19 protein-coding genes and 2 riboswitches are annotated in these 15,586 nt (G+C 42.8%); of the genes, 16 read left to right on the top strand and 3 right to left on the bottom strand.

Going from position 1 to position 15,586, the window contains the following annotated elements; genetic code table 11:
* The first annotated feature begins 242 nt into the window (after window positions 1-242).
* Window positions 243-350, top strand: a riboswitch (glycine riboswitch).
* A 3-nt stretch (window positions 351-353) separates the two neighbouring features.
* Window positions 354-450: riboswitch (glycine riboswitch) on the top strand.
* Between the two features lie 104 nt (window positions 451-554).
* From gcvT to gcvPB, 3 genes are read left to right on the top strand one after another with little or no spacing between them, the layout of a single operon-like run.
* Complete coding sequence (gene gcvT, locus MHI35_RS11175) at window positions 555-1,652, top strand: glycine cleavage system aminomethyltransferase GcvT (protein WP_144522038.1); 1,098 nt, start codon at window positions 555-557, stop codon at window positions 1,650-1,652.
* 16 nt (window positions 1,653-1,668) lie between these two features.
* Window positions 1,669-3,015: an aminomethyl-transferring glycine dehydrogenase subunit GcvPA gene (gcvPA, locus tag MHI35_RS11170; RefSeq protein WP_335349182.1), complete on the top strand. Its 1,347-nt coding sequence runs from the start codon at window positions 1,669-1,671 to the stop codon at window positions 3,013-3,015.
* Window positions 3,008-4,465 (top strand): aminomethyl-transferring glycine dehydrogenase subunit GcvPB, encoded by a 1,458-nt coding sequence (gcvPB, locus tag MHI35_RS11165; RefSeq protein ID WP_335349183.1) that lies wholly within the window; start codon window positions 3,008-3,010, stop codon window positions 4,463-4,465. Before gcvPA ends, gcvPB begins: the two co-directional genes overlap by 8 nt.
* A gap of 43 nt (window positions 4,466-4,508) precedes the next feature.
* On the opposite strand, the gene MHI35_RS11160 is transcribed toward gcvPB, so the two are convergent.
* The gene (locus MHI35_RS11160; RefSeq protein WP_041816283.1) at window positions 4,509-4,889 is read right to left on the bottom strand and encodes a rhodanese-like domain-containing protein; all 381 of its coding nucleotides are present in this window, start codon (window positions 4,887-4,889) and stop codon (window positions 4,509-4,511) included.
* 220 nt (window positions 4,890-5,109) lie between these two features.
* On the opposite strand from MHI35_RS11160, the gene MHI35_RS11155 reads away from it, so the two are divergent.
* The 3 genes from MHI35_RS11155 (at window position 5,110) to MHI35_RS11145 (ending at window position 7,446) form a co-directional block, all read left to right on the top strand.
* A complete protein-coding gene (locus MHI35_RS11155; protein ID WP_003216009.1) occupies window positions 5,110-5,946 on the top strand; it encodes a lipoate--protein ligase family protein in 837 nt (278 codons plus the stop codon).
* A gap of 86 nt (window positions 5,947-6,032) precedes the next feature.
* Window positions 6,033-6,467, top strand: coding sequence for a transcriptional regulator MntR (mntR, locus tag MHI35_RS11150; protein WP_012010548.1), 435 nt, complete (start codon window positions 6,033-6,035; stop codon window positions 6,465-6,467).
* 103 nt (window positions 6,468-6,570) lie between these two features.
* On the top strand, window positions 6,571-7,446 hold the full coding sequence (locus MHI35_RS11145) for a patatin-like phospholipase family protein (protein ID WP_144522032.1): 876 nt from the start codon (window positions 6,571-6,573) through the stop codon (window positions 7,444-7,446).
* On the opposite strand, the gene MHI35_RS11140 is transcribed toward MHI35_RS11145, so the two are convergent.
* Both MHI35_RS11140 and MHI35_RS11135 read right to left on the bottom strand, forming a co-directional pair.
* Complete coding sequence (locus MHI35_RS11140) at window positions 7,443-7,838, bottom strand: SA1362 family protein (protein ID WP_003215754.1); 396 nt, start codon at window positions 7,836-7,838, stop codon at window positions 7,443-7,445. The genes MHI35_RS11145 and MHI35_RS11140 overlap by 4 nt on opposite strands.
* 38 nt (window positions 7,839-7,876) lie before the next feature.
* Entirely contained in the window at window positions 7,877-8,833 is a 957-nt protein-coding gene (locus MHI35_RS11135; RefSeq protein WP_335349184.1) for a DUF1385 domain-containing protein, read from the bottom strand.
* Window positions 8,834-9,055: 222 nt separating this feature from the next.
* On the opposite strand from MHI35_RS11135, the gene MHI35_RS11130 reads away from it, so the two are divergent.
* The 10 genes from MHI35_RS11130 (at window position 9,056) to spoIIIAE (ending at window position 15,582) form a co-directional block, all read left to right on the top strand.
* Window positions 9,056-9,583: a YqhR family membrane protein gene (locus tag MHI35_RS11130; protein WP_211064175.1), complete on the top strand. Its 528-nt coding sequence runs from the start codon at window positions 9,056-9,058 to the stop codon at window positions 9,581-9,583.
* Window positions 9,584-9,691: 108 nt separating this feature from the next.
* Entirely contained in the window at window positions 9,692-10,135 is a 444-nt protein-coding gene (gene aroQ / locus MHI35_RS11125; protein WP_144522026.1) for a type II 3-dehydroquinate dehydratase, read from the top strand.
* Window positions 10,132-11,193, top strand: coding sequence for a M24 family metallopeptidase (locus tag MHI35_RS11120; RefSeq protein ID WP_213019781.1), 1,062 nt, complete (start codon window positions 10,132-10,134; stop codon window positions 11,191-11,193). Before aroQ ends, MHI35_RS11120 begins: the two co-directional genes overlap by 4 nt.
* Window positions 11,194-11,218: 25 nt before the next feature.
* A complete protein-coding gene (gene efp / locus MHI35_RS11115) occupies window positions 11,219-11,776 on the top strand; it encodes an elongation factor P (protein ID WP_012010541.1) in 558 nt (185 codons plus the stop codon).
* Between the two features lie 176 nt (window positions 11,777-11,952).
* Entirely contained in the window at window positions 11,953-12,234 is a 282-nt protein-coding gene (locus MHI35_RS11110) for a YqhV family protein (RefSeq protein WP_050943774.1), read from the top strand.
* Between the two features lie 66 nt (window positions 12,235-12,300).
* Window positions 12,301-13,224, top strand: a complete 924-nt coding sequence (gene spoIIIAA / locus MHI35_RS11105) for a stage III sporulation protein AA (RefSeq protein ID WP_144521030.1) — start codon at window positions 12,301-12,303, stop codon at window positions 13,222-13,224.
* Complete coding sequence (gene spoIIIAB, locus MHI35_RS11100) at window positions 13,218-13,733, top strand: stage III sporulation protein SpoIIIAB (protein ID WP_034661265.1); 516 nt, start codon at window positions 13,218-13,220, stop codon at window positions 13,731-13,733. Before spoIIIAA ends, spoIIIAB begins: the two co-directional genes overlap by 7 nt.
* Before the next feature lie 19 nt (window positions 13,734-13,752).
* Window positions 13,753-13,959: a stage III sporulation protein AC gene (gene spoIIIAC, locus MHI35_RS11095; RefSeq protein ID WP_003153142.1), complete on the top strand. Its 207-nt coding sequence runs from the start codon at window positions 13,753-13,755 to the stop codon at window positions 13,957-13,959.
* Window positions 13,956-14,369: a stage III sporulation protein AD gene (spoIIIAD, locus tag MHI35_RS11090; RefSeq protein ID WP_087978339.1), complete on the top strand. Its 414-nt coding sequence runs from the start codon at window positions 13,956-13,958 to the stop codon at window positions 14,367-14,369. Before spoIIIAC ends, spoIIIAD begins: the two co-directional genes overlap by 4 nt.
* 19 nt (window positions 14,370-14,388) lie before the next feature.
* Window positions 14,389-15,582, top strand: a complete 1,194-nt coding sequence (gene spoIIIAE / locus MHI35_RS11085; RefSeq protein ID WP_144521032.1) for a stage III sporulation protein AE — start codon at window positions 14,389-14,391, stop codon at window positions 15,580-15,582.
* Window positions 15,583-15,586 lie beyond the last annotated feature (4 nt).

Below are 15,586 nucleotides of genomic sequence, written 5' to 3'. Positions count from 1 at the left end.
GCCTGCCTTTCTAGTAGGTGAGGATAAAATTGTTCTGTATTTAAACGCTTCATTTTTTAAGAGGTCTTGAAAAGACTAGATATTTGAATAAAAGCGAACGATATTGAATGGTTTTTTAAGAAATGTTAATGATTTTTCTGTTGCTCTTCATCCGTTTCTAATGGTAGGATGTTGGTAAGTGATCTAGAAAATAAATCACCCATTTTGATAGTATGTCCAACAAATGTGAAAAATATGAGCGGATGATGGTATGGGGAGAGACTTGGCGGTTATTTAGCACCGGCAGGCGCCGAAGGAGCAAACTGAATCGTTTCAGTGAATCTCTCAGGCAAAAGTACTCTTACCGGACGCAACTCTGGAGAGTGTTTGCTCATCGTTTTTTTAGCAAACCACCAAAGGGGAAAACGCACAATGATGTTGTGCTGTAAACTTTCAGGTGCAAGGACAGAGACTTCTTTTTGTTAAAAGGGAGCGCTCTGTCCTTTTTTGCTGTGATTTTTTTCTGAAAATTCAGCTTGTGATCTGCACTGAAAGAAAAAAGGGGGAAACGATTGATGTTGAAACGAACACCGCTTTTTCATGCGTATGAAACGTTTGGCGCAAAAACCATTGACTTCGGGGGCTGGGAATTACCTGTCCAATTTTCTTCCATTAAAGAAGAGCACGAAGCTGTTCGAAAAAAAGCAGGGCTTTTTGATGTGTCTCACATGGGTGAGGTGGAAATCAAAGGTCAAGACGCCCTTCCTTTTTTACAAAGGTTATTAACCAATGATGTGTCTAAGCTGACAGACGGTAAGGCACTATATACAGCCATGTGCTATGAAGATGGCGGGACAGTGGATGATCTGCTCGTCTACCAAAAAGAAAAGAACGATTATTTGCTTGTCATTAATGCATCAAATATCGAAAAAGATGTGGAATGGCTGCTTCAGCACCAAGGTGAGAATGACGTATTGATCCAAAATGTCTCGGATCAAATCGCCTTGCTAGCCCTTCAAGGACCTCTTGCTGCTGACATCATGAAAGATGTAGCGGATGAAGAAGTGACATCGCTCAAGCCATTTGCATTTTTATCAAAAGCTGAGGTTGCTCAAAAAGAGGTGCTTGTTTCAAGAACGGGCTACACAGGAGAAGACGGCTTTGAAATCTACTGCCAGTCAGAAGATGCGGTCCACATTTGGTCGGCTTTATTAAAAGCAGGCGCACCAAAAGGGTTAATACCGTGCGGGCTCGGTGCACGAGACACCTTGAGATTTGAAGCAAGACTTCCGCTTTATGGCCAGGAGCTGACAAAGGATATCTCTCCATTAGAAGGCGGGATTGGCTTTGCGGTCAAAACGGATAAAGAAGCCGATTTTATTGGCAAAGAAGCGCTCAAGAAGCAAAAAGAAGAAGGGCCGAAGCGAAAGCTTGTCGGCATTGAAATGATAGATAAAGGGATTCCGCGCACAGACTATCCGGTCTTTTCAGGAGAAAAGCAGATTGGGGTAGTCACAACGGGCACACAATCCCCAACATTAAAGAAAAATATCGGGCTTGCTTTAATCGAATCTTCTCAGGCGCAGCTTGGAACAGAGATAGAAGTTCAAGTTCGCAAAAAACGTCTAAAAGCGAAAATCGTCGCAACACCATTTTATAAAAGAGCCAAATAACGAGGGGGAATAGAGGATGAAGCACAGGTATTTGCCGCAAACCGAGCAAGATCAAAAAGAAATGCTGGATGTCATCGGCGTCCAGTCGATTGATGAGCTTTTTTCAGATATCCCAGAAAAAGTGAGATTTAAAGGAACATATCACATTAAACCAGCCGCATCTGAAACAGAGCTTGTAAGGGAATTATCCCGATTAGCTGCAAAGAATAAAGATACGGTTTCCTATGCATCGTTTCTTGGTGCCGGTGTATATGATCATTACCAGCCTGTCATTGTGGATCATGTCATATCGCGTTCTGAATTTTATACAGCATACACACCTTATCAGCCGGAGATTTCACAAGGTGAATTACAAGCCATTTTTGAATTTCAAACAATGATTGCTGAACTGACGGGTATGGATCTTGCTAACTCCTCGATGTACGATGGCGGGACAGCATTAGCTGAAGCGGCGATGTTAGCTGCTGGACATACAAAAAAGAAAAAAGTCGTTGTTTCTGAAACGGTTCATCCTGAAGCAAGAGCCGTGCTCAAAACATACGCCAAAGGACAGCACATCGAAGTTGTTGAAGTGCCTGCGAAAAAAGGACAGACGGATCTAGCAGCATTAGAAAAAGCTGTCTGCGACGAGACAGCAGCCGTTCTTGTGCAATATCCAAACTTTTTTGGTGTCGTCGAACCGTTAAAAGACATCGAACCTATTGCACATAAAGGAAAAAGTCTGTTCGTTGTCTCTAGTAATCCGCTTGCACTCGGGTTACTGACGCCCCCAGGAAAACTTGGAGCAGACATTGTCGTTGGTGATGCGCAGCCGTTTGGCATTCCAGCAGCGTTTGGCGGGCCGCATTGCGGATATTTTGCTGTGACGAAAAAGTTAATGCGCAAAGTGCCAGGTCGTTTAGTCGGGCAGACAGAAGACGAAAATGGTGTTCGTGGATTTGTATTAACCCTTCAAGCGCGTGAGCAGCATATTCGAAGAGATAAAGCGACGTCTAATATTTGTTCGAATCAGGCATTAAATGCATTAGCCGCTTCCGTTGCCATGACAGCACTCGGAAAAACAGGCATCAAAGACATTGCCTATCAAAATGTACAAAAAGCCCACTATGCAAAGACGCAGGCAGAAGCATATGGACTGCTTGCTGATGTAGAAGGTGCCCATTTCAATGAATTTGTCATCAAATTACAAGAACCTGTACAAGAAGCCAATAACCGATTACTTAAAAAAGGAATCATCGGCGGCTATGACTTAGGGAGAGACTACCCAGAGCTTCAACATCACATGCTTGTCGCCGTGACAGAGCTAAGAACAAAAGAAGAAATTGATACGTTCATTAAGGAATTGGGGGATCGCCATGAATAAACAAGATCAGCCGCTTATTTTTGAATTATCCAAAGAAGGAAGAATTGGTTATAGTCTGCCTGATTTAGATGTACCTGAACAGGAGATCCCGTCCTTATTTGATGAGGCGTACATCCGTCATGAGGATGCTGAGCTTCCAGAAGTATCTGAGCTTGATATTATGCGTCATTATACAGCTTTATCAAGACGTAATCATGGGGTCGATTCCGGATTTTATCCTCTTGGCTCTTGTACGATGAAATATAATCCAAAGATTAATGAAAAGGTTGCACGCCTTGCAGGCTTCGCGCAAGTCCATCCACTACAAGAAGCAGACACTGTGCAGGGAGCATTAGAATTGCTATATGACCTAGGTGATCATCTGGAAGAAATCACGGGGATGGACGCTGTGACATTACAGCCTGCGGCAGGAGCACACGGTGAATGGACAGGGCTCATGATGATCCGTGCGTACCATGAAGCAAGAGGGGACCATAAGCGAACAAAAGTCATTGTGCCAGATTCTGCCCACGGAACGAACCCGGCATCTGCGACAGTGGCTGGATTTGAAACCATTACCGTTGCATCTGATGAGAATGGGCTTGTTGATTTAGAGGACCTGCGCCGTGTTGTTAACGAAGAAACTGCTGCTTTAATGCTGACGAATCCGAATACACTCGGCCTATTTGAAGAAAATATTTTAGAAATGGCTGAAATCGTTCATGGAGCTGGCGGCAAGCTTTATTATGACGGCGCCAACTTGAATGCCGTTTTGAGCAGAGCAAGACCAGGGGATATGGGCTTTGACGTTGTTCATTTAAATCTTCATAAAACCTTTACAGGTCCGCATGGAGGCGGAGGCCCTGGTTCAGGTCCTGTAGGCGTAAAAAAGGATTTAATTCCGTACTTGCCAAAGCCGGTGCTTGTGGAGAAAGAAGGACGCTTTTATTTCGATGATGATCGACCAGAATCAATTGGCCGCGTGAAGCCGTTCTATGGTAACTTCGGCATTAACGTCAGAGCATATGCGTATATTCGCTCTATGGGTCCAGATGGCTTAAAGGCTGTAACTGATAATGCCGTGTTAAATGCGAACTATATGATGCGCCGCTTAAGCACTCATTTCGATTTGCCATTTGACCGGCACTGTAAGCATGAATTTGTCCTTTCAGGTAAACGTCAGAAAAAATTAGGTGTGCGTACACTGGATATTGCCAAACGATTACTTGATTTTGGCTATCATCCGCCAACGATCTACTTCCCGCTCAATGTAGAGGAATGCATCATGATTGAACCAACTGAAACAGAATCAAAAGAAACTCTTGATGCCTTCATCGAAGCGATGATTCAGATTGCCAAAGAAGCAGAAGAGAATCCAGAAGTGGTGCAGGAAGCGCCGCATACGACGGTCGTCAAACGAATGGACGAAACAAAGGCCGCGCGAAATCCAGTTCTCGTTTTTGAAAGATAAAGAAAAAAGACTCATGGGGATCATGCTCCCAGAGTCTTTTTTGTTAGTTCTTCGTTTTGATGCGGCCGCCCCATTTTTTAAAGCCGCCTTTTAAATTATAAATCTCACGACAGCCGTTTTTACGTAAAGTTTGCGCTGCTTTTCCGCTTCTCAAATTGTTTTGGCAATAGAGATATACAGGCTTGTCAGGACGAATTTCATTCTTGCGCTGTTTTAGCTGGGAAAGGGGGATGTTTCTTGCCCCTAAAATATGTCCGCCATCAAACTCATTTGGCTCTCTCACATCAATGAGCTGGGCTTTGCGGTAACCTTTAATAAATTCTGCTTCCGTCAGCGTTTTCATAATACGCTGCTGATAAATGTAGCTGCCGACAGAATAAAGAACGAAAAGTCCACAAAGTGAGAGGACGATATAGTTGAACATTGACAATACAACTCGACTCCTTCTTGAGCATCAGCACAGTGGCCTGTCTGATGGTACGTTTTAGACAAATACTATTATAGTAAAGCAAAAGAAACTTGTCATTATAAATGGTAAGAATTATTTTCAATTCGTTCCCTATTTGATAGACTGATGAAGAGAGAAAATCGGTGGCCATCACCATCATCTAACATTGACTACGTAAAAGAGAAGGGATTTTTATATGCAAAAAGAGAAATGGTGTTTCATTGATACAGGAAATCAAGACCCTGCCTTTAACATGGCAATGGATGAAGCCTTGCTTTATTGGCATAGTGAGAAGCTCATCCCGCCTGTTATCCGTTTTTATGGATGGAATCCGGCGACATTGTCTGTTGGGTATTTTCAGCATGTTGAAAAAGAAATCAACATGGAAGCAGTCGAGCGATATGGTCTTGGATTTGTCCGCAGACCGACTGGAGGGCGGGGGGTTCTTCATGATCAGGAGCTGACCTATAGCGTGATTGTATCAGAGGAACATCCGGAAATGCCAGCGACAGTGACAGAGGCATACCGCGTCATTTCAGAAGGCATTTTAGAGGGCTTTAAAGAACTGGGACTCGATGCGTATTTTGCCATTCCTCGTACAGATAAAGAAAAAGAAAGCTTAAAAAATCCAAGATCGTCTGTATGCTTTGATGCCCCTTCCTGGTATGAGCTTGTCGTAGAAGGTAGAAAGGTAGCAGGCAGTGCTCAAACAAGACAAAAAGGAGTGATCCTCCAGCACGGCTCCATCTTAATTGACCTTGATGAGGACAAACTGTTTGATTTATTTCTTTATCCAAACGACCGTGTGAGAGAGCGGATGCAGAGAAGCTTTAAAAACAAAGCGGTCGCCATCAATGAAATCTCAGACCGAACTTGTACAATAGACGATGCGCGTGTGGCGTTTAAACGAGGATTTGAAAAAGGATTAAATATTGAGCTTGTGCCTTATGAGCTCACAGATGAAGAATTAGCATTTGTCCATCATCTTGCCAAAACGAAATATGCCTCAGACGAGTGGAATTACAAGCGTTAAAGACAGGGGACACTCCTTGTTTTTTAATGGGCGATGGTGTAGAATTGTTATGATTATTAAGTAAAGGTGCATTATGGAGGGGTTTTATGACTACACCTAGTATGGAAGATTACATTGAACAAATATATATGCTGATAGAAGAAAAAGGATATGCCAGAGTCTCTGATATTGCAGAAGCACTCGCTGTCCATCCCTCCTCTGTAACAAAAATGGTTCAGAAGCTAGATAAAGATGAATACCTCATTTATGAGAAGTATCGTGGTCTAATTTTAACCCCGAAAGGCAAAAAAATTGGAAAACGTCTCGTATACAGACATGAACTGCTAGAGCAATTTTTAAGAATCATTGGTGTAGATGAAGAGAAAATCTATGATGATGTAGAAGGCATTGAACATCATCTCAGCTGGAACAGCATTGACCGCATCGGCGATCTCGTTCAATTCTTTGAAGAAAGTGACGAGCGATCTGTTCAGCTGAAAGCGATTCAAAAGAAAAACGAACAAACAAATCAAGAATCTTAAGAAAAAGGACACCCTCAGCATGGGTGTCCTTTTTGATTAAAGTTCTAATTGAAAGCATATGCTCTTACACTATTAATAGCGTGATATCAAAGGGGGCTCCTTGATGAAGATAGATGGTGTGTTCTCAGGTGGAGGCATTAAAGGGGCAGCACTTGCGGGTGCCTATGAAGCGCTTGAAGCGAGAGGATATCAGTTTGTCCGCCTTGCTGGTACAAGTGCTGGAGCGATCATTGCTTCACTCATCGCGGCAGGTTTTACGAGTCAGGAGATGCGGGAGCTGTTAGATGAAATGGATGAACATCACTTGCTTGATAGGAGATGTCAATTCATTCCGTTCAAAATGCTCCGGTGGATCTCCATTTACTGGCGCCTCGGTCTTTACAAAGGGGACCGGCTGGAAAAATGGCTGACAGATGTGCTGAAACGAAAGGGGGTCACCGTATTTGGGGATCTCAAAAAAGATTCGCTGAAAATTGTTGCCTCTGATTTAACAAATGGGAAAATTCTCGTTTTGCCAGACGACCTTCCTTCATACGGCTTAAATCCAGAGCGCTTTTCTGTTGCCAGGGCAATCCGGATGAGCTGCAGTCTGCCGTATTTTTTCGAGCCAGTCAAACTAAAGTCATCAAAAGGCATTTGTACCATTGTGGATGGAGGCGTGCTGAGCAATTTTCCAATTTGGTTGTTTGCCGAAGAGAAAAAAAGACCATTCGTCGGTGTCACATTAACCCCAAACGAAAAAGAACGCCCTCAACACTCCATCCGCAATGCGTTTGAACTGTTTGGCGCTCTTTTTGAAACGATGCGTGGTGCTCATGACGAAAGACACATTGCCACAAAACACGAACGTCATGTTATTTTTATTCCTGTAGAACACGTCATTGCCACTGATTTTCAGCTAATGGCAGAAAAGAAAAAGGCGCTCGTCGATCTAGGCAGACAGAAGGCCGAGCAATTTTTAAAAAGCTGGACATTTTAAAACAAAGCGCGATTCTTCTTTTTGTTTTTCTTGCCTTCAATCACAGTTAACTGTGTTTGGCTTTTCTTTTTGAGAAGGACGGGCTTAGACTTGTGGTCAGTCGGCACGCTTCGCAAATGAGTGACCCGATTTTTCATCTGGCTTTTCGTTTTTGGTTTAGGCTGCTGGTAGCGACGCTTTGATTGTTTGACTGCTTTACGATAAAGATTGCCCTCTGTTCCAGTTCTTCGATTCATCAGCCATCTAAATAGGAAAAACATAACCGCTCCAATGATCACAACTGATAGCAGCATTGTAAAAAGTCTGCCTGGATTCGTTGTGAGTAAATACACAAATCCCAAAACACCTAAAGCGAAAATAATGGTAAAAGCAGGATGTACTCGGCGATTCATAACTGTCCACCTCCGAAGGAATTTACCGGATTTATAAGTTAGATCACTTGATGAGCAGAATCTGACGCTTGTTTTAGAGACGCTTCCTCTAAACGAAGAAGTTCATTAAAACTTGCAATGGCTACCTCGACTTGATCGTCAGAGGGTTCTTTTGTTGTAAGCAATTGCAGCCAAAGGCCAGGATAGCCAAGCACTTTCAGCACAGGCACTTCTCGGAGTTTGTTCGTAAGCTGAAGCACTTCAAATGAAATGCCTAGAACAACTGGAATGAGCGCCAAGCGATTCAGAACTCTCACCCATAAAGGATCTGTCGGTACGAGTAAATAGACGAACATTCCGACAATGACAGTGAATAAAATAAAGCTGCTACCGCATCGATAATGAAGGCGTGGTTGTTTTTGGACATTTTCCACTGTGATGTCAAGATTCTGTTCATAGCAGTTTATGACTTTATGTTCTGCGCCATGATATTGAAATACCCTTTTAATTAAAGGGGTCATGGAAATAAAGTAAATATAGCCTAATAATAAGACCAGTTTAAAGAATGTTTCCACTGCGATTTGTGCAAAATTCCCTGAAAAGACGGGCCGCACAAGTTCGGCTAAAAAGACAGGTACTAGGGTAAAGACAAATTTACTAAAGAGAAGAGAGAGAACTCCGATCACAGCAATGCCGAAAATCATGGATAATTTCGAGCTTTTTTGTTCTTTTTCAAGAGTATGATCTTCTGAAGGATCTAAGTCATAGCGCTCGCTGGAGAAGTTCAAGTGCTTGCTGCCATTTGCGCTTGCTTCAACAAGTGCAGCAACACCCCTGACAAAAGGGATTTTCTTGAGAAAGGCGGTTCGTTTATTGGAAGTCCGGGGAAGCTTTAAAAACTCAATGGACTGATCCTTACGCCGAATCGCTGTCACATAGTTCTTTTTACCTCCAAACATGACACCTTCGACAACTGCTTGCCCTCCATATGCTGGAGGTTTTGTTTGATTGGACATATTTCATCAACCTGCCTGTTTCCTGTAATTTACATGCATTTCCTTATACCTTTATTGTACAGGAAATGAGGGGAAATCACTAGCTCACAGGTCGATTATCTACTAGAATTCTATCTACCTCTTTTTAGCCAGTATACCCTGATATAAAAATTTTACACTCACGTATGGAAATCCTTTTTTTTATCACATTTTGGACATACTACTTGCTGGAGGTGTTCACAAATGAAACGTGATGAAAAGAAAAACCAAGAAGAGAAAAATCAGTCTGTACAAACATCATCGCTAGTTGCAAGAGCAGCTGCGACAGGCTTTGTTGGCGGTGTTTTTTGGGGCTTTATCGGGTTTCTGACCCATATGTTTCATTTCTCAGAGGTGAGTCCCAATATGCTCCTTCAGCCTTTTGTGCTCGGGGAGTGGAAAAAGGGGGGACTTGGTACTTTTATCAGCATTGTGCTTTTAGGGGTTTTATCGATCGGAGCAGCCTTTATTTATTATGGGCTTTTGAAACGGATCAAAGGCTATTGGATAGGGCTAATATATGGCGCGCTTTTATGGCTTCTCGTTTTTTACGTATTTAATCCGATTTTCCCAGATGTAAAGCAAGTCCAAGATTTGCAGCAAAGCACCATCGTTACGACATTTTGCCTATATATTTTATACGGTATGTTTGTCGGGTACAGTATTTCGTTTGAATATAATGAATTAACGAGCCAAAAGCTTGCGAGGGCACTCGGGAAAAAGACAGAATAAAGTGTAAATCACCTATTCATATGATAAAATATTTTTGGAAACGAAAGGTTTCTAAGGAAAAAGAAACAGATCTCGATATAGATTGAATTAGGGTGAAGGAGTGGTTGTATGCCTCATTTTCTTATACTGAATGGGCCCAATTTAAATAGGCTTGGCAAAAGAGAGCCGGCTGTTTACGGAAGTAAGACGCTGACAGATTTAGAGACAGATTTGTTCCAGTTTGCAGAAAGAGCCAATATCCAGTTAACGTTCTTTCAATCAAATCACGAAGGAGATTTGATTGATGCGCTCCACGAGGCAGAAGAACAGTACGATGGAGTCGTGTTTAACCCGGGAGCTTTTACACACTACAGCTATGCCCTAAGAGATGCCATTGCAAGTATTTCTTTATCCGTCGTTGAAGTACATATCTCAAACGTTCATAAGAGAGAGGAATTCCGCCATCATTCTGTACTTGCTCCAGTATGCCAAGGGCAAATCGTTGGTCTTGGTTTAGAAGGGTATAAATTGGCGATTCGTTATTTAGTGAGTGAAGGGGGAGCAGTATCATGAAACTTGAAAAATTAAGAACGCTTTTATCTGATTTAGACATCGATGGTCTAGTCATTACGAGTAGCTTTAATTTACAGTACATGACCAGCTTTACTGGTTCAGCCGGTCTCGCCGTTGTTTCAAAGGACCGGGCAGCTTTTATCACGGACTTCCGTTATACAGAGCAAGCGAAGGACCAAGTAAAAGGCTTCGACATTATTGAACATAAAGGAAACATCGCAGAAACCGCAGCTCAAACAGCAAAGGAATTTGGGATCAAACGTCTTGGGTTTGAACAAAACCATATGACATTTGCCACGTACCAGCAGTATGCAGGTAAAGCAGGCGATATAGAGCTTGTTCCGGTCTCAGAATCAGTAGAAAAGTTGCGCTTGATTAAGTCTAGTGAAGAGATTAAGATATTAGAGGAAGCTGCGAAGATTGCAGATCACGCCTTTGATCATATTCTCACTTACATCAAGCCGGGCCTGACGGAAATTGCTGTCATGAACGAGCTTGAATTTTTCATGAGAAAAGAAGGCGCTGAAGGATCTTCATTCGATATGATTGTCGCCTCAGGTGTTCGTTCAAGCCTGCCGCACGGAAGAGCGAGTGAAAAGGTGATTGAATCTGGTGATTTAGTCACACTCGATTTCGGTGCTTATTATAAAGGGTATTGTTCTGATATGACAAGAACGATTGCTGTTGGCACACCGAGCGATAAGCTAAAGGAAATTTATCATATCGTATTAGAAGCAGAAAACGCTGGTGTGGATAGAATCAAGCCAGGCTTAACAGGAAAAGAAGCTGATCGCATCACACGTGACATCATTGAAAAGTATGGCTATGGTCAATACTTCGGGCACTCAACTGGCCACGGGCTTGGGATGGAAGTACATGAAGCGCCAGGCCTTTCCTCACGATCAAAAGTCGTTTTAGAAGAGGGAATGGTCGTGACAGTTGAGCCGGGAATTTACTTGCCGGATGTCGGCGGCGTGAGAATTGAGGATGATATAGTCCTGACAGCTGACGGCAATAAACGATTGACCCACTCACCGAAAGAACTTATCATATTATGATGGTGAAATGTAGGAGGATGACAAAATGATTTCAGTAAACGATTTTCGTACAGGCCTGACAATTGAAGTAGACGGCGGTATTTGGCGTGTAGTGGATTTCCAACACGTAAAACCAGGGAAAGGCGCAGCGTTTGTTCGTTCTAAACTGCGTAACCTACGTACTGGTGCTATTCAAGAAAAAACATTCCGTGCAGGCGAAAAAGTAGCGAAAGCTCAAATCGAAACAAAAACAATGCAATACTTGTATGCAAATGGCGACCAACATGTCTTCATGGATACAAGTTCTTATGAGCAGCTTGAACTAAGTGAAACACAAATTAAAGATGAATTGAAATATTTGCTAGAAAATATGTCGGTTCAAATCGTGATGTACGGTGCTGAAACTCTTGGAGTAGAACTTCCAAACACAGTAGAACTAGAAGTAGTAGAAACAGAGCCCGGTATTAAAGGTGACACAACATCAGGCGGCTCAAAACCTGCAAAAACAGAAACTGGTTTAATCGTTAACGTTCCTTTCTTTGTAAACCAAGGAGATAAACTAGTGATTAATACATCTGACGGCTCATACGTGTCAAGAGCGTAATGAACGAAAAAGACTGTAAACCTAGTGTTTACAGTCTTTTTTTATTGTAAAACATGTAAGACTCCCCAAATGATTAACCTTCTCTCAATTCTCTCATTCATCTTTTTTCCTTCCCGAAAAACAAGACTACTTCCAGCTAGACAAGCATATAGTGTAAAAAAAGCTGGAGGTTCTATATGAAACAATTTCTCCCAGGTCTACACCCGTCAGTCGCTGCGATGGCAGGCATGAGGTTTTTATCGGCAGCGATTGAACTGACGGCCGCCATTCTCATTTTAGTCACAAATGACGTTCGAAAAGCGGTTGTCATCAATAGTATTTTGGCGATCATTGGACCGCTCATTTTTATTATCACAATGACGATTGGAATCTATCAAATCGCAGGGCAGTTATCCTATGCCAAGCTCGTCTTTATTTTCATTGGTGTTGTCTTTATTCTTGTTGGGATTTATAAGTGAAACGGCTTGGCATAATTAACATCTCCCATCATACATTTTAGAGAAGAAAAAAAGGAGGGGAATTCGTTGCGGAGTTTGTTGGATATTCTCCCGCACGCGATTGGACAAGAACTTAGACTGCTAAAAGAAGCAGAATGGGATCAAATAGAAGAAATCCGCATTCGCACGGATCGTCCTATTGAATTAATGCAAAGAGGAAAGCCGCGCTTTCTTTCTTATCACACAACAGGAGAAGATGCGTCTCAGCTATTAGGCAGACTGAGCAATTACAGCATGTACACACTTGAAGAGGAGCTAAAGCAAGGCTACATCACCATTTCAGGCGGACACCGGGTGGGACTTGCAGGCAAGGTGATCGTTGAAAACGGCATTGTCAAAGGATTGAGAGATATCTCTTCATTTAATATCCGCATCGCAAAAGAAAAAGTCGGGATTGCACTCCCCTTTCTTCCCTATTTATATGACGAGCACTGGTGCAATACACTGATCATCGGTCCACCGCAAACAGGAAAAACGACATTATTGAGGGATATCGCAAGACTTGCTAGTACGGGGACAAAAGCCATTCCTCCTAAAAAAACAGGCATTATAGATGAGCGTTCAGAAATCGCTGGGTGCATAAGAGGGGTACCGCAGCACCAGTTTGGACACCGGGTGGATGTGCTCGATGCGTGTCCAAAGGCTGAGGGCTTGATGATGATGATTCGGTCTATGAGTCCAGAGGTCATGATTGTCGATGAGATCGGAAAAAGCGAGGATGTGCAGGCACTTTTAGAAGCGATTCATGCTGGGGTCAGCATTATCGTTTCCGTTCATGGCTACTCACTAGAAGATGTGTATAAACGTCCATCATTGAAGCCGTTATGGGAGCTTCGTGTGTTTGAACGTTATGTTGAATTAAATCGTAAGGACGGTCCTGGCACGATCGGGCGGATATATGATCAAGACGGACAAGAAATGAAATGGAGGCGGGGAGTGGACGTATGTTAAAGCTCATTGGCGCTATCTTGATTGTCGCGGCTACGACTTGGGGAGGGTTCGAGTTTGCCAAACGATATAGTGACCGGCCGAAACAAATTCGGCAGCTCCGGTTTGCGCTTCAGTCTCTTGAAGCTGAAATTATGTATGGTCAAACACCTCTAGCGCGTGCTGCAGAGCAAATTGCGTCGCAAGTAGGTCCTCCTGTGAATCGGTTATTCGAACAATTTGCTGAAAAGCTGAAAGTCGGCACTTTTTCTGCACGGCATGCATGGAATGAGAGTCTTGAGGATGTTTGGAAAAAAACCGTTTTAAAAAAAGGCGAATATGAGGCACTGAAGCACTTTGGAGAAACACTTGGCCAGCATGATGTCACGTCTCAGCAAAAATATATCAAGCTTGCTTTAGGTCATTTGGAATCGGAGGAGAAGGAAGCTGAAATCGCCCAAGCCAAAAATGAAAAAATGGTCAGAAGCCTCGGATTTTTAAGCGGATTACTACTGATTCTTTTATTGATGTGAGAGGAAGGGAGTCGAGAGCATGGGCGTTGATGTAAACGTCATTTTTCAAATTGCGGGAGTAGGCATCGTTGTGGCATTCCTCCATACGATTTTAGATCAAATGGGGAAAAAGGAGTACGCTCAGTGGGTCACGCTGCTTGGGTTTATCTACATTTTGTTTATGGTAGCAACCATTGTAGATGATTTGTTTAAAAAGATTAAAGCCGTATTTCTATTTCAAGGATAGGGGAGGGCTTACAAATCGAAATCATACAAATTGTTGGACTTGGTTTAATTGCTACTTTTTTAGCATTAATCGTCAAAGAACAAAAGCCGACCTTCGCCTTTATGCTTGTTGTATTTACAGGGTGTGTGATCTTTCTTTATTTAATAGATCAAATCTATGCCATTATCTCCATGATAGAAAAAATTGCGGCAAGTGCCGGTGTCAATATGAAGTATGTTGAAACCATTTTAAAAATTATTGGTATTGCCTATATTGCGGAATTCGGCGCCCAGCTGACAAAAGATGCTGGACAAGGCGCCATTGCATCAAAAATAGAGCTTGGCGGCAAAATTCTCATCTTGGTCATGGCAGTTCCCATTTTAACAGTCATTATTGAGACCATCTTAGGTATGATCCCGTCCATGACGTAATTGAAAAGAGGTGATGACAATGAAACGGGTGACAGCTGTTTTGGGACTGATGCTTTTCTTCTGGCTGATCGCTCCACACGCAGGGGCAGAAGAAAAGGAGCCGTTATCCAATGAAGCACCAGCAGCAGAAGAAGTAGCGGCTGGACAGGCTGATGCACTTGAGCTTCACTCCATTAGTGACTTTTGGGAAACCATATTGGACGAGTATGGCGGCTTTCTGCCAGAAAGCCAAAAAGGAACAGTGAAGGAAATGATTGACGGCGATAAAGAGCTGTCTCCCCAGACATGGCTGAAAGCCTTTGTTCATTATCTGTTTCACGAGGTCATCGCAAACGGAAAGCTCCTTGGTACACTGATTTTACTCACCATCTTCTGTTCGCTTTTGCAGCTTTTGCAGAATGCATTTGAACAAAGCACTGTCAGTAAAGTCGCATACGCACTTGTTTATATGGTGCTGATCATTATTGCACTCAACAGCTTTCATGTGGCGATTTCTTATGCAACGGAAGCCATTCAAACGATGACCAGTTTTATTCTTGCTCTTATTCCTCTGTTATTAGCACTGATTGCTTCATCAGGCGGACTTGTCTCAGCCGGATTCTTTCATCCCGTTATCTTATTTTTGATGAATACGAGCGGCGTTTTTATTCAATATGTCGTTCTTCCGCTTATTTTCTTATCAGCGATATTGAGCATTGTCAGTACGCTGACTGAACAATACAAGGTCACCCAGCTTGCCCAGCTGTTAAGAAATGTGGCGATAGGTGGGTTAGCCGTATTTTTAACTGTCTTTCTTGGCGTCATTTCTGTGCAAGGTGCATCTGCTGCGGTTACGGATGGTATCGCACTTCGTACAGCCAAATTTATTACCGGAAATTTTATCCCCGTCCTTGGCAGAATGTTTACAGATGCGACAGACACTGTCATCAGTGCCTCTGTCTTACTTAAAAATACGGTCGGACTTGTTGGCGTCGCTATTCTCATATCAATTGCCGCTTTCCCTGCAATTAAAGTGCTTTCTTTAGCTCTTATATATAAGCTTGCCGCAGCTATTCTTCAGCCATTAGGAGGCGGTCCGATTATCAGCTGCCTTGATGTTATTTCAAAAAGTGTACTTTATATCTTTGCTGCACTTGCTGTTGTATCGCTCATGTTCTTTTTAAGCATTACCGTCATTATTACTGCTGGCAACCTGACCATGATGATGAAGTAAGGAG

It is taken from the genome of Bacillus sp. FSL K6-3459 (assembly GCF_038003305.1).
GTDB classification, from domain to species: Bacteria; Bacillota; Bacilli; order Bacillales; family Bacillaceae; genus Bacillus; species Bacillus pumilus_O.
Note: the sequence above shows the minus strand (reverse complement) of the source record. Positions and strands in the feature narration are given on the sequence as shown.